This window comes from Sphingomonas sp. PAMC 26617, assembly GCF_000242835.1.
In the GTDB taxonomy this organism is placed as follows: Bacteria; Pseudomonadota; Alphaproteobacteria; order Sphingomonadales; family Sphingomonadaceae; genus Sphingomonas.
On sequence record NZ_JH594425.1, the window covers coordinates 240,778 to 260,519 of the forward strand.

Here is a 19,742-nt window from a genome sequence, read left to right on the forward strand (position 1 = left end):
GGTGTTTTGCCCCGCAGTGCATCCTTACCGTACCGCCGTCCGTTCTGCACCGCAGCGCAGCAAGCGCCCCCCTTCACCCCCCTTTTTACGAGGAAAGGCAAATTCCTTGTCGATCAATGTCATTTACAAGACCAGCGCCACCGCCACCGGCGGCCGCGACGGCTCGACTCGCTCCGACGACGGGTCGGTCGACCTCAAGCTGGTCGTCCCCAAGGAGATGGGTGGCCCGGGCGGTGACGGCGCCAACCCCGAGAAGCTGTTCGCGGCGGGCTATTCCGCCTGCTTCATCGGCGCGATGAAGGCGGTTTCGGGCAAGGTCGGGGTCAAGGTTCCCGCCGACACGACCGTTACCGCGGAGATCGGCTTTGGTCCGCGCTCCGAGGGTGGCTTCGGCATCACCGCCGACCTTACCATCTCGCTGCCGGGCGTCGACAAGGCGGATGCCGAGAAGCTCGCGCAGGCAGCGCATGAGGTGTGCCCCTATTCCAACGCGACGCGCAACAACGTCGACGTCGGGCTGCACATCGCCTGACCTCGCGCCGACAATTCGCCCGGCCGCGCGGTTTCGCCGCCGCGGCCGGGCGGGTCACGGCCCGGGCGCACGGGGCGATCTCCCGAACGGGTGCCACCGCCCGAGCCGCGTTACCATTCCTAAACCCACGCTGAACGGTGTCGTTCAGGCGATGGTGTCAGTGCCCTGTTATCGCCCGACAAAACCGGACTAAGGCACGGATTGAAACCGTGCCGTCGCCATTCGGCAAAAGACCGAAAGACGATGCGACCATAGCGGACCTTCTTCGTTGTGCCGGCTGATTGTCGGAGCGCGTGTGATGTCCAACCCCCTTTCCCCTCCCCTGCGACGCCGCGCGACCCCGAGTTTTCCGGACGATCGCGCGTGATCCTCGCGACCGGGGCGACCTGGGGGATCTGCGCTGCGTCCACTGCCGGGGTCATCACCCGCCCGTTCCGCTGGCCGGAGGCGATCTGGGCGGTGCTCGGCGCGGCGTTGCTACTCGCGTTCGGCCTGCTCCCGACAAGCGCGGCGATCGGCGCGATCGCCACGGGGATGGACGTCTATCTGTTCCTGATCGGGATGATGCTGTTGAGCGAGACCTGCCGCCGGCAGGGGCTGTTCGACTGGGTCGCGGCGACCGCGGTCAACCACGCCCGCGGCTCGCGCCCACGGCTGTTCCTGCTGGTCTATGCGACCGGGATCGTCACCACGACCTTCCTATCGAACGACGCGACCGCGGTCGTGCTGACCCCCGCGGTCTACGCCGCCGCGCGTGCCGCCAAGGCGGAGCCGCTCCCGCTGCTCTTCGCCTGCGCGCTGATCGCCAATGCCGCGAGCTTCGTGCTGCCGATCTCCAATCCGGCCAATCTGGTGCTGTACGGCGGGCACATGCCGCCGCTCGGGCAGTGGTTCGCATCGTTCGCGCTGCCCTCGGTCGCGTCGATCGGCGTGACCTTCGTAATGCTGCGGTGGATCGAGCGCGACCGGATCGGCGGCACGTGCGAGGCAACCGTCGAGCGCGCGCCGCTGACCGCGGGCGGGCGGATGGCGCTCGGCGGAATCATCGCCACCGCGATCCTCCTGCTGGCGGCCTCGGCGTTCGACCAGCAACTCGGGTTGCCGACCTGTATCGCCGGTGTCGCGACGTTGCTCGTCGTCTGCGCGATGACCCGCAGTTCCCCGATCACGGTCGCGCGCGACGTGTCGTGGAGCGTCCTGCCGCTGGTCGCGGGGCTGTTCGTGCTCGTCGCCGCGCTCGATCATACCGGCGTGATCCGCGCCGTGGCGCAGGCGCTGCGCAACCTCGCGACCGATCCCGCCACGGGCGGCGCGATCGCGGGGACGGTGCTCGCCTTTGGGTCCAACCTCATCAACAACCTCCCCGCCGGTCTCATTGCGAGCAGCGCGGTCGCGCAGGCGCATCCGCCCAGGCTGATGGTCGATGCGCTGCTGATCGGGGTCGATCTCGGGCCCAACCTCTCGATCACGGGCTCGCTCGCGACGATCCTCTGGCTCCAGGCGATCCGCCGCGAGGGCGAGGACGTCGGTTTCTGGCGATTTCTGAAAGTTGGTGCCGTCACGATGGTTCCGGCGCTGGCCGCCGCGCTCGCCGCCCGCATCCTCCTCGGCTGACCTCCTCCCCACCGACCTGCCCCCTCCTGCGCAAGCGAGACCCTCTGATGGCCACTGCATCCGCGACCCGCACTTCGGGCGGTACGACACCCGGAACATCCCAGCCGGGCAGCACGCTCGACGCGCTCAACTTCTTCCTTGCAGATGTCCGTGACGGGCTCGGGCCGTATCTCGCGATCTATCTCGTCGCGGTGCGCGGGCCAGCACATGGCTGGAACGAGGCAACCGTCGGGCTGGTTCTGACGATCGCGGGGATCGTCGGCCTGCGCGCGCAGACCCCTGCCGGGAGCCTGATCGACCGAAGCAAGAACAAGCCGCGGATCGTGATGATCGCCGCGCTGCTCGTCACGATCAGCAGCCTGTCGCTGCCGATCGCCTCCGGATTCGCGATGGTGACGATCACCCAGTCGATCGCGGCTGTCGCGGGCGCGGTGTTCGCGCCCGCGATTTCGGCGATCACGCTCGGGCTGGTCGGCCCGAAGCTGTTCGCCAAGCGCGTCGCGCGGAACGAGGCGTTCAACCACGGCGGCAATGCGGTGTCCGCCGCACTGGCGGGCGTACTCGCGTGGAAGTTCGGGCCGGTCGTGGTGTTCTGGCTGATGGCCGGGCTGACCGTCGCGAGCATCGCGACGACCTTCCGCATCCGCAACGACGACATCGACAATGCGGTCGCGCGCGGGCTCGATTGCGAGCCCGAGGAAGGGTGCGAGGAACCGAGCGGCTGGAAGGTGCTGGTCGAGAACAAGCCGCTGATGATCTTCGCGGTGATCGCCTTCCTGTTCCACCTGTCGAACGCCGCGATGCTGACGTCGGTCAGCCAGTTGCTCGCCAAGACGGTCGGCAAGGATCAGGCGACCTCGCTCACCGCCGCGTGCATCGTCGCGGCGCAGCTTGTGATGGTGCCCGTCGCGATCGTCGTCGGGCGCAATACCGAACGCTGGGGGACCAAACCGATCTTCCTGCTCGCCTTCGTCTTCCTCGCGGCGCGCGGCGCGCTGTATACCGTCTCGAACGATCCCTACTGGCTGGTCGGCGTGCAGGCGCTCGACGGCGTCGGCGCGGGGATTTTCGGGGCGCTGTTCCCGGTGGTGATCTCGGACCTGACCGAGGGGACCGGGCGGTTCAACGTCAGCCAGGGTGCGGTCGCGACGACGCAGGGGCTGGGCGCGGCGCTGTCGGCGTCGCTGGCCGGGTCGATCATCGTCTGGGCCGGGTATAGCGTGAGCTTCCTCACGCTCTCGGTCGTCGCGGGCGCGGGGTTCGCGCTGTATCTGCTGGCGATGCCCGAGACGAAGAAGACGAAGGGCTGAGCGCCTTGCGGGTGGGACGGTCGCTCACTCCACCCGCAATCCCTCGGTCAGCACTTCGAGCAACGCATCGACCTTCGGGCTCAACTGCCGGCTGCGCGGCCAGACGAGGTGGAGCGGGAGGCCTTCGGTCGCCTGTCCGGGCAGGATCTCGACCAGCTCGCCGAGCGCCAGTTCCGCCGCGATCAGCCAGGTGGCGAGCTGCGCGATCCCGAACCCGGCCTTGACCGCCTCGACCTGCGCCTCGGCGCTGCCGAGCACGATCCGCCCGTCCATCGTGCGCTGCTCGACGACGCCCGCGGCATCGCAGAACCGCCACGCGATCGTGCTGCCATCCGCACGGCCGTACAGGATGCAGTCGCGCGTCGCGAGATCGTCCACCGTCGCGGGGACGCCGTGCCGGTCGAGATAGGCGGGGGCCGCACAGAAGATGACGCGTTCGGTGCCGAGATGACGATGCCCGAGCGCGTCCGGCCACAGCGTCGGCGTACCGATCCGCACCGCGACGTCGACGCCTTCCTCGATCACGTCGACCAGCCGGTCGGTGAAGGTGATGTTCGGCCGGACGTTCGGGTTCTGCTCCGCAAAGCCGAGCAACAGCGGCAGCACGCGCATCCGCCCGAACGCGACCGGCACATCGACCTTGATCCGCCCGACCACCTCCGACCGATGCGCCGCGAGCACCGCCTCGGCATCCGCGAGTTCGGCGAGCACGCGGACGCACGTCTCGTAGAACGCCGCGCCCGCCTCGGTCAGCGCGAGGCGACGCGTGGTACGGTCGAACAGACGGCTCCCGAGCCGCGCTTCGAGCCGCGCGATGCTCTTGCTAATCGCCGAGCTGGAGAGGTTGAGCCGCGCGCCGGCGGTCGTGAAGCTGCCCGCATCGGCGGAGCAGACAAAGGCCTCGATCCCCTTCAGGCGTTCGGATGGAATCATGGAGGTCTCGCGATTAGGGAATATTCGTCACAGGTACCGCGAATTCTTACCGCGTGAAGTGCCGAATTGTCATCCTACATCAGCACGGTCCGCTGGAGAATGATCGATGCCGCCTGCCACCCTATCCGCCACGTCCGCCGAGGGGCGCACGCAACCGCGCGGGAACAGCCTTGCCGTGCTGTTGCTGGCGATTTCGGCGTTCGTGATCGTCACGACCGAGTTCATCATCGTCGGGCTGCTGCCGAGCCTTTCGCGCGATCTCGGCATATCGATCGCCGCGGCGGGACAGCTCGTCACGCTGTTCGCGTTCACCGTGATGCTCGCAGGACCGTTCCTGACCGCGATGCTTTCGCATTTCGAACGCAAGCGGCTGTTCGTGGTGATCCTGCTGATCTTCGCGGGCGCCAACGCGCTTGCAGCGGCGGCTCCCAATATCTGGATCCTCGGCTTCGCCCGCTTCCTGCCCGCGCTGGCGCTCCCGGTCTTCTGGGGCACCGCGAGCGAGACCGCGGGCGCGCTCGCCGGGCCTGAAAAGTCGGGCAAGGCGGTCGCCAATGTCTACCTCGGGATTTCGGGCGCGATGGTGCTCGGCATTCCGCTCGGCACGCTCGCGTCGGATGCGTTCGGCTGGCGCGGGACGTTCTGGGGCCTGTCGGGGCTGTCGCTGTTGATGGGCGTCGCGCTGTTCCTCGTCATGCCGACGCTGGCGAAGCCGCCGCGCGTCAGGCTCGCGGAACAGGCGAAGATCCTGAAGGACCCGTATTTCCTCGGCAACGTCGTGCTGTCGGTGGTCGTCTTCACCGCGATGTTCACCGCCTACACCTATCTTGCCGACACGCTGCAGCAGATCGCGCATATTCCGGCGGCGCAGGTCGGCTGGTGGCTGATGGGGTTCGGGATCGTCGGGCTCGGCGGCAACTGGCTCGGCGGACAGTTCGTCAGCAAGGGGCCGTTGCTGGTGACTGCGATCGCGGCGCTGGTGCTCGCGATCGGAATGGCGGCGACGACGCTGCTGGCGGGATCGCCGGTGTGGCTCGGGGTCGCACTCGCGGTCTGGGGCGTCGCCAATACCGCGCTCTATCCGATCTGCCAGGTCCGCGTGATGCAGTCGGCGAGCCATGCGCAGGCGCTCGCGGGGACGCTCAACGTCTCGATGGCGAACGCCGGGATCGGGCTCGGCGCGATCATCGGGGGCGCGATCATCACGCACCTCGGGCTGGCGAGCGTCGGTTACGTCGCCGCTGGGATTGCCCTCGTGGCGGTCGTGCTGAGCGCGCTGGTGTTCCGCCTGAAGACGCGGGCGGCGGCCTGACCCCTTCGCCCGAAAAACCGGACGATTCTTGACCCCAGGATTCATTCGCGCGCGTTGACGCCGCGACACAGGAGACTTCCGATGCCGAAGATTTCGATCGATCAGGATTATGCCGCCCGCGATGCCAGCATCGCGATCAACAGCTACACCACCGTGCTGCGCCGCCCGCGCGTGCCGCACGAGCTGTTCGCGACCTATTGGCGTGACGTTCACGGCCCACTGTGCTCGCGGATCCCCGGGCTCGCCTGGTACGTCCAGAACCATTTTGACCGCGAGCAGGACGCGCATCTGTGGCCAAACGTCGAGGGGGTCACCCCCTTCCCCGACTATGAGCTCGATGGCGGGGTCGAGATCGGCTTCGACTCGGCCGAGGATCAGGCGGTCTTCAACGAGGCCAGCCATATCCTGTTCGCGGACGAGCAGAACATGTTCGAAGGCACCGTCGCCTACGCCCTGCCCGAGGGCTCGCGCACGCTGGTCGACCGGATCCCGGACGCGATCCCCAATGCGGATGACGGGTTCGACCGGATCCACGTCCATCTCGGCGCGGCGGGGGACGATATGGACGCGTTCGGCGCGTTCCTGACCGGGTTTGCGGAGACGCTGGCAGCAGAGCCCGCGGTGCTCAAGGTCCGGCTGCATCTGCCCGAACGCTACGACAATGCGGACCCCGCGCCGCCCGCCCCCAACGTCAACCATCTCGTGCCGCCGGAGCGGTCGGCGATCGGGATCCTCGAACTCGCGTTCGAGACCCCGCTGACGCGCCGGGCGTTCCTCGAGGGCGACGCGTTCGCGGCAGCCGCACAGGGGCTGCTACAGCACGTCCGCCACTCCACCGCCTTCGCGGTCAGCGGCGTCTACACCTATGTCCGCGACAAGACGCTGACGCTGGCGGGCCTGCGCGGGAGCCGTCCGGCGCAATTGATCGAACGGCTCGGCGCGAACAACCAGGCGGCGGACGACGTGCGCCAGTTGATCCACACGGGGAAGATGTAACCAGCGCGCAGGCCGCCCCTTGGCCGTCATTCCAGCGAAGGCGGGACCTCTGCGTAAAAGGCAGTCGGGGGTTTGATCGTCACCCCCGACCGCCAAAGCTTCCGTCATGCTGAACTTGTTTCAGCATCCATCGCGCGACAGGCATTGTCCGGACTCGCGGAGGGCTGGATCCTGAAACGAGTTCAGGATGACGGACGGTTTTGAAGGCCTCTCGCCTCCGCGGGGATGACGGCGGTGCGGGCCCGGCCTCAGGCGTCCCGCGCTTCGACGCGGGGAAGGAACAGATACCCGCGGTTGCGGACCGTGCGGATGATCTCGTCGCCGCCGTTGACCGCGAGCTTGCGGCGCAACCGGCTGACATGGACGTCGATCGTGCGGTCGTTGCAGCCCGGGCTGTCGCGCCCGGTCAGATCCGCGAGATTCTCGCGCGAATGGACGATCTGCGGGTCGCGCAGGAAGATCGCGAGCATGCGATATTCGGTCTCGGTCACGGCGACGATCGCGCCGTCCGGGGCGGTCAGCTTGCGGCGGCGCGCGTCGAACGTCCAGCCGGCGAAGCCGAAGCAGTCGGTCGGCGGCGTCGGCGCGTGCCCGATCCCGACCGCCCCGCCGCGCGCCGCGGTCGCCGCACGGCGGCGGAGCACCGAGCGGATCCGTGCCATGATCTCGCGCGGGCTGGAGGGTTTGAGGATATAGTCGTCCGCCCCCATCTCGAGCGCGACGACCCGGTCGATCTCCCCGGAAATGGCCGAGAACATGATGATGCCGGGGCCATCCTCGACGTGCATCAGCGAGCGCAGAATCGACAATCCGTCCTCGCCCGGCATCATGATGTCGAGCACGATCAGGTCGCAGTCGCGCCGCTCGAGCCGGTCGCGTAGCGCGGCGCCATTCGCCACGGCCTCGGCACCGAAGCCGTTCTCGACGAGGAATTCGGTCAGCAGCTCGCGCACGCCGGGGTCGTCGTCGACGATCACGATCCTTGCGCCGGTGGCGGTTGCGGTGGCAGCCTTGAAGCCGCCGGACGGCATCGTGTCGACGCTGGAATGGAATGTCATGATCATGCGACTCCTGAAGGGACATTGCTGCGGCGACGAACTGCCCCCTTCCCTTGGCGACCATTCTTTTCCGGCTTGTTTCCCGGAATGTCCGCGCGGTCACAAAGCGCCCGGGCGTTGATGGGCATGGACATATGCCGGACACATCGCCCCCGCATCGCAGCGCGATGACGATGGCCGCCCACCCAATTCGCGACACGCCGACCTTGCTGGTCGTGGATGACGATCACGCAATCCGCACGTTGCTGACCGAAAGTCTCAGCCGGCACGGCTACCGCGTCGAAACCGCTGCGAGTGCGCAGGAGATGGACGTCGCGCTCGCGCGACATCCGGTGTCGCTGGTGCTGCTCGACATCATGATGCCGGGCGAGGACGGGATTTCGGCGTGCCGACGGCTGGCGTCGCGGGGCGGCCCGCCGATCGTCTTCCTCAGCGCGCTGGGGGACGAACCCGACCGGATCCTCGGGCTCGAGATGGGCGCGAGCCATTATCTGACCAAGCCGTGCAGCGCGCGCGAGATCCTCGCCACCGTCCGCGCGGCGCTGCGCGCGCGGGACGAGATCGCCGCCGAGCCGCGCTATTATTGCTTCCTCGACTGGCGGGTCGATTTCGCCGCACGCGAATTGCTCGACGGCAGCGGAATGCTGGTCGACCTGACCGACGGCGAATTCTCGGTGCTGCGCGCCTTCGTGAAACGACCACGTCGCGTGCTGACGCGCGATGCGTTGCTAGAGGATGCGCGCGGCCCCGACAGCGACGCGTATGACCGTGCGATCGACGTCCAGGTCAGCCGCCTGCGCCGCAAGCTGCGCGCGCGCGACGACGAGATCATCCGCACGATCCGCAACGAAGGCTATTTCTTCGTGCCGTCGGTGACTCGCGCATGACCGCGATCGCCGAACCGGTCCCCGCGCCCGCTGCTGCGGGCCTGCCCAAATCCTGGCCGTTGTTCCTGCGTATCTTCACGACGATGCTGGTGACGGTCGTGCTGGTCCAGGTCCTCAATTTCGGCGCGTTCCTGCTGATGCCGCCGCCCGCGCCGGTGATCTTCACCACGGGTCGCATCGCCGCGCTGATGCGCGCGGGGCACGACCCGACGGGTTTGCTGACGATCACCACCACCAGGGCGCCCCACGCGGTCGACCCCAACCCGCGCGACCTCGCGCTTGCCCGGTCGATCGCGTTCGACCTGCAGATCCCGGCGAGCGCGGTGGTGGTGGTCTCGGGGCATCACCGCGGCCCGACGATCGTCAGTGCGTTCCGCCCGCCGCTGGCACCGGGCATGGGCCGTCCGCGCCGCGCGATGGACGATGCGCTGTTCGGCGATTTCACGGTGTCGATCCGGCATGCCGACGGCAGCTGGCGGATCGTCGAGCCGGTCGAGCGGTTGCTCAGCCCGTGGCGGATGCGGATCGTCCTGTGGTTCGTGCTCGCCGCGCTTGCGATCGCGCCGCTGGCGTGGCTGGTGTCGCGCCGGATCGCCAAGCCGATCGCGCTGTTCGCCGCCGCCGCCGACCGTCTTGGACGCGACCCGCGCGCCGAACCGATGGCGCTGTCGGGCCCGTCCGAGATCGCCGAGGCGGCAGCTGCGTTCAACGTGATGCAGGAGCGGCTCAACCGCTATGTCGAGGATCGCACGACGCTGATTGCGGCGGTCGCACATGATCTGCGCACGCCGCTGATGCGGCTGTCGCTGCGGCTGGAAAAGGCACCCGACCCGATCCGGCTCGCGGGCGAGGAAGACATTCGCGAGATGAGCGAGCGGATCGGCGCGGCGATGGCGTTCGTCCGCGAGATGACCCGGCATGTCCGGCGGCAGCGGCTCGACCTTCGCTCGCTCGCCGAAAGCGTCGCGAGCGATGCCGCCGACGCGGGGGGCGCGGTGACGCTCCACCCCGGCGCGGCGATCGGGATGGAGGGCGATGCGCCCTCGCTCAAGGCGCTGCTGACCAATCTGGTGAGCAACGCGGTCAATTATGCGGGGAGCGCCGAGATCACGCTGCGCGCGGCGCGCGGGGTCGCGATCATCGAGGTGGCGGACCGCGGCCCGGGGATGGTCCCCGCCGATCTCGCGCGCGCGTTCGAACCGTTCTTCCGCGCCGAACGTTCGCGCAATCGCGACACCGGCGGGACCGGGCTCGGCCTCGCCAGCGTCCGCGCGGTCGCACGCGCGCATGGCGGCGACGCGACGATCGAGAATCGCGACGGCGGCGGGTTGCTCGCGCGGGTGACGCTGCCGGTGTGACGGGTCTTGCCGCCGCCGTCACCCCGGGCTTGTCCCGTGCGGACGCAAACCACGGTGGGCCCCGGCACAGGGCCGGGGTGACGGCGGAAGTCGGCAGAGGGTCCGGCACCGGTTCAGGGTGCCCGCCACCTTACGGAACGAGCCGCCACCAGTTCTGCACCGCATAGAGCACGATCCGAACGATCACTGGAACGTCGCCCCGGCCGCCAGCATCTTGGAAGGGCTGATGCCCTGCTGTTCGAGAAACTGGTTGAGCCCGGTGACCAGCTCGAGCGCGGCCGTGGTGGTGAGCGCGACCCGCCCGACGACGACCCGCTCGAGCGCAGGCTGCGGCCGGCTATGGTCGCACCGCGCGCTCTCGAGCGTCATCACGATCACGCCATTCATGTTGGCGAGTCCCGAATAGCCGGTCGCGAAGATCTCGGGCGCGAACGGATTGTCGACATAGGGCGTTTCCGCGAGCTTCTGCTCGGGGACGATCGGGCTCTTGATGGCAACGTACATGACAGGCCTTTCAGACAAGCGCTCCGGCGGGGGGGACGGGAACGCACGGCTCTGGTGCGCTCGCCAAATGTCTGCCGCGTGTCCCGCGCTTGGCTGCGACGACACAGAAGCCGCGCGCACCGCGGCGCGCGTTGCGCAGCGTGACATCGCATAGCGCCCGCGACGCATCGCGTGGCGCGGGTGTCACACGCGAAAATCCGCCGGACACATCGCCTCCCTAGCCCGACGGCTGGTTGGAGATGCAGTGATGTTCCTGGTTCTGGGCGTTGGCCCGATCGTTTTCGCGTCCGCTGCCGTGTCCGGTACGGCGGTTCCCCCAAAGCCCCTTTCGCAGCAGCAGCCCGCAGCCCCGACACCGGCCGCGCCACGCCCGATCACGTCGATCCGCGTCGAGGGTGCGCAACGCGTCGAGCCCGAGACGGTGCTGTCCTATACCAGGCTGCGCACCGGCCAGCCCTTCACCGCCGAGACGCTCGATCAGGCGATCAAGGATCTCTACGCGAGCGACCTGTTCGCCGACGTGTCGATCGCGGGAGCCGAGACCGGCGCCATCGTGCTGCGCGTCCGCGAGAACCCGATCATCAACCGGATCCTGTTCGAGGGGAACAAGCGGCTGAAGGAGGACAAGATCAAGAAGGAGGTGAAGCTCGCGCCGCGCCAGATCTTCACGCGCACCGCGGTCCGCCAGGATGTCGCGCGGATCATCGAGCTGTATCGTCGCCAGGGGCGTTTTGCCGCGGTGGTCGAGCCGAAGATGGTCAACCTCGACCAGAACCGCGTCGACGTGATCTTCGAGGTGTCGGAAGGCCCGAAGTCCAAGGTCCGCCAGATCAACATCCTCGGCAACACGGTGTTTTCGGAAGGGAAACTGCGCGAGCAGATGGCCACCAAGGAAGCGCGGCTCAAGACGCTGCTGAGCTCGAACACCAGCTACGACCAGGATCGCCTTGCGTATGACCAGCAGAAGCTTCGGCAATTCTACCTGACCGAGGGCTATGCCGACTTCAAGGTCATCTCCGCGGTCGCCGAGCTGACGCCGGACAAGCGCGACTTCATCATCACCTATGTCGTCGAGGAGGGAAAACGCTACAAATTCGGCGACGTGACGGTCGACAGCGACATTCGTGACTTCGACAACAAGAAGCTCGCCGCCAGCCTCGGGATCATCAAGGGCAGCTGGTACAACGCCAAGCAGGTCGAGACCGCGGTGGACTCGCTCAGCCAGGCGGCGGGCGCGTTCGGCTACGCCTTCGTCGACGTCAGCCCCGATTTCCAGCGTGACAAGGACACGCTGACGATGGGGATCAACTTCCACGTCGCCGAGGCCAAGCGGACCTACATCGAGCGGATCGACGTCAACGGCAACACGCAGACGCAGGACAAGATCATCCGCCGCGAGATCCGGCTGGCGGAGGGGGACGCGTTCAGCAGCTTCCAGGTCAAGCGCTCGCAGGACCGGATCAACTCGTTGGGGTATTTCCAGGACAAGTTCGAGATCAAGCAGACGCAAGGGTCCGCCCCCGACCGCGTCGTGCTGACCGCCGACGTGCAGGAGAAATCGACCGGCGAGCTGTCGCTGTCGGCGGGCTATTCGAGCCTCGAGAAGTTCATCATCCAGGCGTCGATCAAGCAGCGCAATTTCCGCGGCAAGGGGCAGGAACTGCGCGCGAGCGTGAGCTATTCGACCTATTCCAAGTCGGTCGAGCTGGGGTTCACCGAGCCCTATCTGTTCGACACCAACATCGCGCTCGGCGGCGACATCTTCCGGCGCGACTATCGCTCGTACAATACCGTCGGCGACACCAACACGACGACCTATACGCAGCTTTCGACCGGTTTCCAGATCCGAGCGGCCTTGCCGCTGAGCGAATATTGGACCGCCTCGACGCGCTATGGCCTCAGCTACGATCAGGTCTCGCTCGATGCGGCGACCTATTACACCAACGGCGCCTGCGACACCGCGCTTGCGGGATCCTATCTGTGCGACGCGGTCGGCAACCGGTGGACCTCGTCGGTCGGCTATTCGATCATCTTCGATTCGCTCAACAGCCGGCTCAACCCGACCAAGGGGTCGCGCCTGTCGATCAGCCAGGATTTCGCGGGGCTCGGCGGCGATACGCATTATCTCCGCTCGACCGTCATCGCGTCCAAATATTGGGGGCTCGGTTCGGGCTTCGTGCTCAACGCGCAGGCCGAGGGCGGGCATATCCAGGGGATCGGGCAGGATGTCCGGCTGACCGACCGCTTCTTCCTCGGCGATCCGCAGATGCGCGGGTTCGACATTCGCGGCGTCGGGCCGCGCGTGACGCGGAGTTATTACGATGTCTCGACGATCCCCGCGACGCTGACCGCGGCGAGCAACAACACGTCCGAGGCGCTCGGCGGCGACACTTATTATCGCGGGCGGTTGGAGATGGAGCTGCCGCTCGGCGCGGGGATGCGCGAACTCGGGCTGCGGCCGTCGATCTATGCCGATATCGGCGCGGTGTTCGGCGGCAAGACCCCGACGCTCGCGGACAGTTGCGCCGCCGCGATCGTCGCGGCGGTCGCGTGCACCACGACGACGCGGCAATATACCAGCAGCAGCGGCGCGCCGTTGTATCTGGACTCCTCCGGCAACAGCACGACCACCAACACCGGGACGCCGTACACCTACGCGCTGAGCAACTACCGCGAGACCTATTCGGGCAACAGCCCGAAGCCGCGCGTCTCGATCGGGATCGGGGTCAACTGGAACTCGCCGTTCGGTCCGCTCCGGATCGATCTGGCGAAGGCGCTGCTCAAGCAGAAGGGCGACGATACCAAGCTGGTGACGTTCAACGTGGGCGGGCAGTTCTGAAGACCGGGCCGGGTCGCGAACCCGCTTGTGCGACGCGGATGACCGGCCGTCGTATCCGGGCGGCTTTTCGTCGCATTCGCCCCGCCGGGCATGGCAACCGCTCCCGGCAAGTCCTACTAAAGACCCCGTCAGCGCGGTCTAACCGCCAGCACGTCTGAGTGGGAGGGTCGCAATGTCGATAACCGTCAATGGCACCAGCGTCGCGATCCCGGATGATCCGCGCGTCTCGCTGCTCGATCTGCTGCGCGAAGGGCTTCAGTTGTCGGGCACCAAGAAGGGCTGCAACCAGGGCGCGTGCGGCGCGTGCACCGTGCTGGTCGATGGCGAGCGGATCCTGTCATGCCTCGCGCTCGCCGTGCAATATGACGGGCGCAGCGTCACCACGATCGAGGGGATCGGTGCGGATGGTGCGCTGCATCCGCTGCAACAGGCGTTCATCGTCCATGACGGGTTCCAGTGCGGCTATTGCACGCCCGGGCAGATCTGCTCGGCGATCGGCATGGCGGCGGAGGCAAAGCGCGGCGTGCCGAGCAACGTTTCGGCCGACCTCGACGGCGACGTGGTTCTGACCCGCGAGGAGTTGCAGGAGCGGATGAGCGGCAATCTGTGCCGCTGCGGCGCGCATAACGGGATCATCGACGCGATCCGCGAAACGATCGACGCGGAGATGGCGGCATGACCCCCTTCAGCTTCGCGCGCGCGACCGACGCTGCCGACGCGCTCCGGCTCGGCGCGGGGGATGCGACCGCCTATCTCGGCGGCGGCACCAACATCGTCGACCTGATGCGCGAGACGATCGCCAAACCGACGACGCTGGTCGATGTCACCGGGCTTCCGGCCGACATCGTCGAGACCGACGGCGGCGGGCTGATGATCGGTGCGGCGGTGCGCAACACCGCGCTTGCCGAGCATCGCGCGGTACGGTCACGCTACCCCATGCTCGCGCGCGCGATCCTCGCCGGGGCGTCGCCGCAGATCCGCAACATGGCGACGGTCGGCGGCAATGTGCTGCAACGGACGCGCTGCACCTATTTCTACGACACCGCCGGATCGCGCTGCAACAAGCGCGCACCGGGATCCGGGTGCGATGCGGCGGAGGGGTTCAACCGGATCCACGCGATCCTCGGCGCATCCGTCGCCTGCGTCGCGACGCATCCGTCGGACATGTGCGTCGCGCTCGCCGCGCTCGACGCGACCGTCCACATCGAAGGCGCGGGCGGTGCGCGGACGCTGCCGTTCACCGACCTCCACCGGCTGCCGGGCGACCATCCCGAATTCGACACGGTGCTCGAGGCGGGCGAACTGATCACCGCGATCGAACTTCCCGCGCTGCCGTTCGCCACGCGGTCGAGCTATCGCAAGGTGCGCGACCGTTCGAGCTATGCGTTCGCGCTCGTCTCGATCGCCGCTGCGCTCGACGTTGCGGACGGCGAGATCCGCGACGTGCGGATCGCGTTCGGCGGGGTCGCGCACAAACCGTGGCGCGCGCTCAAGGCGGAAGCCGCGCTGCGCGGCGGCCCCGCGACCGAAGCGACGTTCCGCGATGCCGCGCTCGCCGAACTGGCGGATGCGAAACCGCTGCGCGACAATGCGTTCAAGCCCGACCTCCTCACGCGGACCCTCATCGCCGTTCTCGGCGACCTAGCCGGAGCAGCAGCATGACCATCGTCGAGGATGCCAAGGTCGCGGTGCAGAGCGCGGTCCAGGGCGTGATGAGCAAGCTCGTCCCGCTCGCCCCCGACAGCTGGATTCCGGGAGGCGTCCCCGATCCGCTGATCCGGCAGCAGCACGGATTGATCGGCAGCGAGGTGTCGCGACTCGACGGCGCGTTCAAGGTGCAGGGCAGCGCCCGCTTCGCCGCCGAGGTCGCGCTCGACGACATAGTCTACGCTGCGCTCGTCTTCGCGACGATCCCGCGCGGGCGGATCGCGTCGATCACCACCGCTTCGGCCGAGGCGGCGACCGGGGTCGTGCTGGTGATGACGCATCTGAACGCGCCGCGGATGAACAAGCCCGCGGTGTTCGGCTCCTCCCCAACGGCGGCGGGGCCGAGCGACCTGCCGATCCTCCAGGACGACCGCATCCACTGGAACGGCCAGCCGATCGCGGTGGTCCTCGCCGAGACGCAGGAACAGGCGGACCACGCTGCTTCGCTGATCGAGACGCGCTACGCGCCCGAACCGTCGACCACCACGTTCGAGGGCGCCAAGGCGGGCGGCGCGCAGCCGGGCCTATTCATGGGCCAGCCGCTGTTGACCGAGATCGGCGACGCCGAGGCGACGCTCGCGGCGGCAACGCACCGGGTCGACCACGTCTACCGTACCCCGCGCCACAACCACAATGCGATCGAACCGCATGCGACCACGGTCGCCTGGGTCGACGGCACGCTCGTCATCCATGACGCGAGCCAGCTCGTCACCGCCGAGGCGGCGACGATCGCTGACGTGTTCGACCTCACGCCCGAGCAGGTCCGCGTCACCTCGCCCTATGTCGGTGGCGGGTTCGGCGGCAAATGCCTGTGGGATCACCAAATCATCGGCGCGGCCGCAGCCAAGCTCGCACAGCGCCCGGTGCGGATCGCGCTGTCGCGCGAGGGCGTCTACCGCATCGTCGGCGGGCGAACGCTGACCGAGCAACGCGTCGCGCTCGGCGCGAATGCCGACGGGCACCTGACCGCGCTGATCCACACCGGCACCGTCGCGATGACGCCGCACAACAACATGCCAGAGCCGTTCATCGCGGGAACCCGCGGCGCCTATGCGGCGGACAGCTTCAAGCTGTCGGTCGAGACGGTGACGATGAACATGCTCGCCAACACCTTCATGCGCGCGCCGGGCGAGGCGGTCGGCACGTTCGCGCTCGAATCGGCGATCGACGAGCTCGCAGTCGAGCTCGGGATCGATCCGATCGACCTGCGGCTCCGCAACGAGCCCGAGCAGGACCCGACCTCGGGCCTGCCCTTCTCCTCGCGCCACATCGTCGAGGCGTGGCACGCCGGCGCGGAACGGTTCGGCTGGGCCAAACGCAACCCGGTCCCCCGGTCGCACCGAGACGGCGAATGGCTCGTCGGCATGGGCTGCGCGACCGCGACCTATCCTTATTACCGGATGCCCGGTGGTGCCGCGCGGATCACGCTCAATCGCGACGGGACTGCCTTGGTCGAGGTCGCGGCGCACGAAATGGGGATGGGCACGTCGACCACCACCGCGATGGTCGCCGCCGAACGGCTCGGGCTGCCGATGGACAAGGTCGAGGTCCGCTACGGCGATTCGATCATCCCCGGCGCGATTCTGGCGGGCGGATCGCAGCAGACCGCCGCGATCGGTGCGGCGGTGATCGCCGCGCACAACGCGCTAGTCGCCGAGCTGCTCAAGCTCGCGGGGAACGACTCGCCGCTGGCCGGGCTTTCCGCCGACCAGATCGGGAGCGAGGACGGCGGCCTCGCGCGGCTCGACGATGCCACGAAACGCGAGAGCTACGTCTCGATCCTCGAACGCGCGCAGCGCACGTCGGTGACGGTCATGGAACAGGGGTCGCAGCCGCTCGAGCTGATGCACTGGTCGATGCATTCGCACGGCGCGATGTTCTGCGAAGTCCGCGTCAACGCGGTGACCGGCGAGACGCGGGTCAGCCGCTTCCTCGGCTCGTTCGACACCGGGCGGATCCTCAACCCCAAGACCGCGCGCAGCCAGTTCCGCGGCGGGATCATCATGGGGCTGGGCCTCGCGCTGATGGAGGAGACGCAGTTCGACGAACGCAACGGCCGGATCATGAACCCGAGCCTCGCCGAATATCACGTGCCGGTGCACCTCGACGTTCCCGAGATCGACGTGATCTGGACCGACATCGCCGACCCGCACACCCCGATGGGCGCGCACGGCATCGGCGAGATCGGGATCACCGGCGTCGGCGCGGCGGTCGCGAACGCGATCTTCAATGCGACCGGGCGGCGGGTGCGCGACTTGCCGATCACGCTCGACAAGCTGCTGTAGGGGGGGGGGGCGCGCGGTCCCCGGACCCACCGTTCGTTTCGAGCGAAGTCGAGAAACCTGCGCTGTGCCAGGTTTCTCGACTTCGCTCGAAACGAACGGTGGTAGGGTGTGACCTAGCCCGGCCTACCCGAACACCCCCACCTCACCGGAACAGTTTCGGCGCGAAATCCTCGAGATAGCGCCGCCAGTTGATCCACGTATGCCCACCGGTGCTCTCGTTATACGTCACCTTCACCTTATGCTTCGCGAGCAACGCGCGCGTCGGCGCGGACGTGCCGTAGAGAAAATCGTCCTTGCCGATCGCATAATAGACCAGCCGCATCTCGCGCGCGTCGCGGTCGAGCGCGGCGGCGTTGGCGGTCTCGTAATCCGTCACCTGTTGCAGGTCGCCATTGACCCCGAGTCCCATGCTGAAGATCCCGGTCCAGTGGAACAGCTCGGGGTGCGTCAGCCCGAAGCGGATCGTGTGCGCACCGCCCATCGACAGCCCCGCCATCGCGCGCGAGTCGGGTCTGGCGATCGTCCGGTAGGTCGAATCGACCAGCGGGATCAGGTCGCCAATCAGGTCGTTGCCGAAGTCGGTGTTGACGAGCAGGTTCGGCTGCGGGCGATCGGGCGTATGGCCGAACGGCATCACGACGATCATCGGCCTGGCGCGCCCGCTCGCGATGAGGTTGTCGAGGATGAAATTGGCATGGCCAACCGAGGTCCAGCTGTCGTCGCTGTCGCCCGCGCCGTGGATGAGGTACAGCACCGGATAGCTGCCACGCCCCTTTTCATACCCCGGCGGGGTGTAGACATGCGCGCGGCGCTCAGCGCCGATCGCCTTGGACCAGTAATGGATCGTCGCGACCGCGCCGTGCGGCACGTCGCGCCGGAACGTCTGGAACGCGCCGGCGGCGCCCGGCACCTCGAACACGCTGTTGGTCCCGGTGCGCTCCTCCGAAAAATGCGTCCCCCGCGGGTCGGGGACGCGCGCGCCATCGACGCGGAAGTTGAAGCGATAGGTGTCGGGCGCGACCACGCCGGCGGTGGTGACGCTCCACAGGCCGGAGGCGTCCTTCGCCATCGCGAGCCCGACCGGGCTGCCCGGCGGGTTGCCCGCCGGCACGATGCCGGGGAGATCGGAACTGGTCACGCGAACCTCGCGCGCTTCGGGCGCGCACAGGCGGAAGGTCACGCGGCCATCCGGCAGCACTTCGACCGACTGGTATTGGACCTGCGCGTAGAAGCTCTGCGGCAGGCAACTTGCTGCAACCTTGGCCGGGACGACCGCTGACGGCGGGGTTTGCGCGGCGAGCGGCGTACCACATGCCATCATGGCGGAGAGCATCACGCCCCCAAAAGCCCGGCTCCGTGTGATCCGCATGTGCCATCCCCCCTGTTTATGCCCGACTATGTGCGGTCCGTGCCCCGGCTGCAACCGTACCGCGGCTCGGCTGGACGTTTGGTCGGGAATGCCTATATACCGCTCGGTATGAATAGCGTGTGTTCCCTCCCCGCCCCGAAAGGCCGGCCCCGCGAGTTCGATGTCGACGAAGCGCTCGGCAAGGCCCTGCTGGTGTTCTGGCGCAATGGCTATGAGGCCGCGTCGATGGCCGAGCTGACCGGCGCGATGGGGATCACCAAGCCAAGCCTGTATGCCGCGTTCGGCAACAAGGAGGCGCTGTTTCACAAGGCGCTCGATCTCTACGAGCGCGAGAAGCTCGCGTACATGACCTCGGCGCTCGAGGCGCCGACCGCGCGGGGAGTCGCGGAACGGTTGCTGACGGGCGCGCTCCAGATGCAGATGAGCACCTGCGATCCCAAAGGCTGCCTCGGCGTCATCAGCGCGGCTACGTGCGGCGCGGAAGCCGAGCCGATCAAGGCCGAGGTCGTCAAGCGCCGCGCTTCGTCCGAAGCGGCGCTGATCCGCCGGTTCGAGCAGGCACAGGCTGCGGGCGAACTCCCCGAGGGGATGACCCCGGCGGCGCTGATGCGGTTCCTGTTCGCGATCCTGCAGGGGATCGCGCTGCAGGGCGGATCGGGCGCGACCTGCGCCGAGCTCAGCGAACTGGTCGCGACCAGCATGCTCGTCTGGCCAACCAAATAAAGTGTCGGACCACTGGCGATAAATATTCGATACGGTATAGAATGCAGTTGACGCGCTGGATGCCCGCTTTATATACCGACTGGTATTGAAGTTGGTTCCGATGCGGACCCGGCGTCGCACGAAGGGTTTCCGCCCATGATCCAGACAACCACCTGACCCACACGCGGCGAAATCCGCGTGCTCATCCTGATTTTCGATCCGCATGGCGGCACGCAGTGCGTGCCCGCCGGTGGGATCGCACGTCCATCAAAACGGCGCCCCGCTGACGATTGTTCGTCCGCGACAGCCTTCACTCGTCCGCTTCATCGGCAAAGA

At 67.7% G+C, this 19,742-nt stretch carries 16 protein-coding genes; 12 read left to right on the plus strand and 4 right to left on the minus strand.

Annotated features, from left to right (window positions below):
- Nucleotides 1-106 precede the first annotated feature (106 nt).
- The 3 genes from RH91_RS01040 (at nt 107) to RH91_RS01050 (ending at nt 3,456) form a co-directional block, all read left to right on the plus strand.
- On the plus strand, nt 107-532 hold the full coding sequence (locus RH91_RS01040; RefSeq protein ID WP_010160615.1) for an organic hydroperoxide resistance protein: 426 nt from the start codon (nt 107-109) through the stop codon (nt 530-532).
- A gap of 363 nt (nt 533-895) precedes the next feature.
- The gene (locus RH91_RS01045) at nt 896-2,146 is read left to right on the plus strand and encodes an arsenic transporter (RefSeq protein ID WP_010160616.1); all 1,251 of its coding nucleotides are present in this window, start codon (nt 896-898) and stop codon (nt 2,144-2,146) included.
- 47 nt (nt 2,147-2,193) lie between these two features.
- Nucleotides 2,194-3,456 carry an MFS transporter gene (locus RH91_RS01050; protein ID WP_010160617.1) on the plus strand — a complete coding sequence of 421 codons (1,263 nt, stop codon included), beginning with the start codon at nt 2,194-2,196 and terminating at the stop codon, nt 3,454-3,456.
- A gap of 24 nt (nt 3,457-3,480) precedes the next feature.
- Here RH91_RS01050 and RH91_RS01055 read toward each other — a convergent pair whose 3' ends face one another.
- Nucleotides 3,481-4,389 (minus strand): LysR family transcriptional regulator, encoded by a 909-nt coding sequence (locus tag RH91_RS01055; RefSeq protein WP_010160618.1) that lies wholly within the window; start codon nt 4,387-4,389, stop codon nt 3,481-3,483.
- Nucleotides 4,390-4,495: 106 nt separating this feature from the next.
- On the opposite strand from RH91_RS01055, the gene RH91_RS01060 reads away from it, so the two are divergent.
- Together RH91_RS01060 and RH91_RS01065 are read left to right on the plus strand one after the other, a co-directional pair.
- Complete coding sequence (locus tag RH91_RS01060; protein WP_010160619.1) at nt 4,496-5,701, plus strand: MFS transporter; 1,206 nt, start codon at nt 4,496-4,498, stop codon at nt 5,699-5,701.
- Nucleotides 5,702-5,782: 81 nt separating this feature from the next.
- Nucleotides 5,783-6,697: an EthD domain-containing protein gene (locus tag RH91_RS01065; protein ID WP_010160620.1), complete on the plus strand. Its 915-nt coding sequence runs from the start codon at nt 5,783-5,785 to the stop codon at nt 6,695-6,697.
- Between the two features lie 248 nt (nt 6,698-6,945).
- Here RH91_RS01065 and RH91_RS01070 read toward each other — a convergent pair whose 3' ends face one another.
- A complete protein-coding gene (locus RH91_RS01070) occupies nt 6,946-7,755 on the minus strand; it encodes a response regulator (protein WP_232283363.1) in 810 nt (269 codons plus the stop codon).
- A gap of 173 nt (nt 7,756-7,928) precedes the next feature.
- Here RH91_RS01070 and RH91_RS01075 point away from each other — a divergent pair, with 173 nt between their 5' ends.
- Nucleotides 7,929-8,642: a response regulator gene (locus tag RH91_RS01075; RefSeq protein WP_026046743.1), complete on the plus strand. Its 714-nt coding sequence runs from the start codon at nt 7,929-7,931 to the stop codon at nt 8,640-8,642.
- Nucleotides 8,639-10,000: a HAMP domain-containing sensor histidine kinase gene (locus RH91_RS01080; protein ID WP_010160624.1), complete on the plus strand. Its 1,362-nt coding sequence runs from the start codon at nt 8,639-8,641 to the stop codon at nt 9,998-10,000. Before RH91_RS01075 ends, RH91_RS01080 begins: the two co-directional genes overlap by 4 nt.
- Before the next feature lie 183 nt (nt 10,001-10,183).
- Here the strand turns inward: RH91_RS01080 and RH91_RS01085 are convergent, their stop codons facing one another.
- Nucleotides 10,184-10,504 (minus strand): hypothetical protein, encoded by a 321-nt coding sequence (locus RH91_RS01085; protein WP_010160625.1) that lies wholly within the window; start codon nt 10,502-10,504, stop codon nt 10,184-10,186.
- Nucleotides 10,505-10,751: 247 nt separating this feature from the next.
- Here RH91_RS01085 and bamA point away from each other — a divergent pair, with 247 nt between their 5' ends.
- The 4 genes from bamA to RH91_RS01105 all read left to right on the plus strand — a co-directional run bounded on the left by bamA (nt 10,752) and on the right by RH91_RS01105 (nt 17,335).
- Nucleotides 10,752-13,343 (plus strand): outer membrane protein assembly factor BamA, encoded by a 2,592-nt coding sequence (gene bamA / locus RH91_RS01090; RefSeq protein WP_010160626.1) that lies wholly within the window; start codon nt 10,752-10,754, stop codon nt 13,341-13,343.
- 172 nt (nt 13,344-13,515) lie between these two features.
- Nucleotides 13,516-14,022 (plus strand): 2Fe-2S iron-sulfur cluster-binding protein, encoded by a 507-nt coding sequence (locus RH91_RS01095; RefSeq protein WP_010160627.1) that lies wholly within the window; start codon nt 13,516-13,518, stop codon nt 14,020-14,022.
- Entirely contained in the window at nt 14,019-15,005 is a 987-nt protein-coding gene (locus RH91_RS01100) for an FAD binding domain-containing protein (RefSeq protein ID WP_010160628.1), read from the plus strand. The genes RH91_RS01095 and RH91_RS01100 overlap by 4 nt, the downstream gene beginning before the upstream one ends.
- Nucleotides 15,002-17,335, plus strand: coding sequence for a xanthine dehydrogenase family protein molybdopterin-binding subunit (locus RH91_RS01105; RefSeq protein WP_010160629.1), 2,334 nt, complete (start codon nt 15,002-15,004; stop codon nt 17,333-17,335). Before RH91_RS01100 ends, RH91_RS01105 begins: the two co-directional genes overlap by 4 nt.
- Nucleotides 17,336-17,477: 142 nt before the next feature.
- Here the strand turns inward: RH91_RS01105 and RH91_RS01110 are convergent, their stop codons facing one another.
- Nucleotides 17,478-18,668, minus strand: coding sequence for an alpha/beta hydrolase (locus RH91_RS01110; RefSeq protein ID WP_232283364.1), 1,191 nt, complete (start codon nt 18,666-18,668; stop codon nt 17,478-17,480).
- A gap of 144 nt (nt 18,669-18,812) precedes the next feature.
- Between RH91_RS01110 and RH91_RS01115 the strand changes: the two genes are divergently transcribed.
- Nucleotides 18,813-19,427 carry a TetR/AcrR family transcriptional regulator gene (locus RH91_RS01115; protein ID WP_010160632.1) on the plus strand — a complete coding sequence of 205 codons (615 nt, stop codon included), beginning with the start codon at nt 18,813-18,815 and terminating at the stop codon, nt 19,425-19,427.
- Nucleotides 19,428-19,742 lie beyond the last annotated feature (315 nt).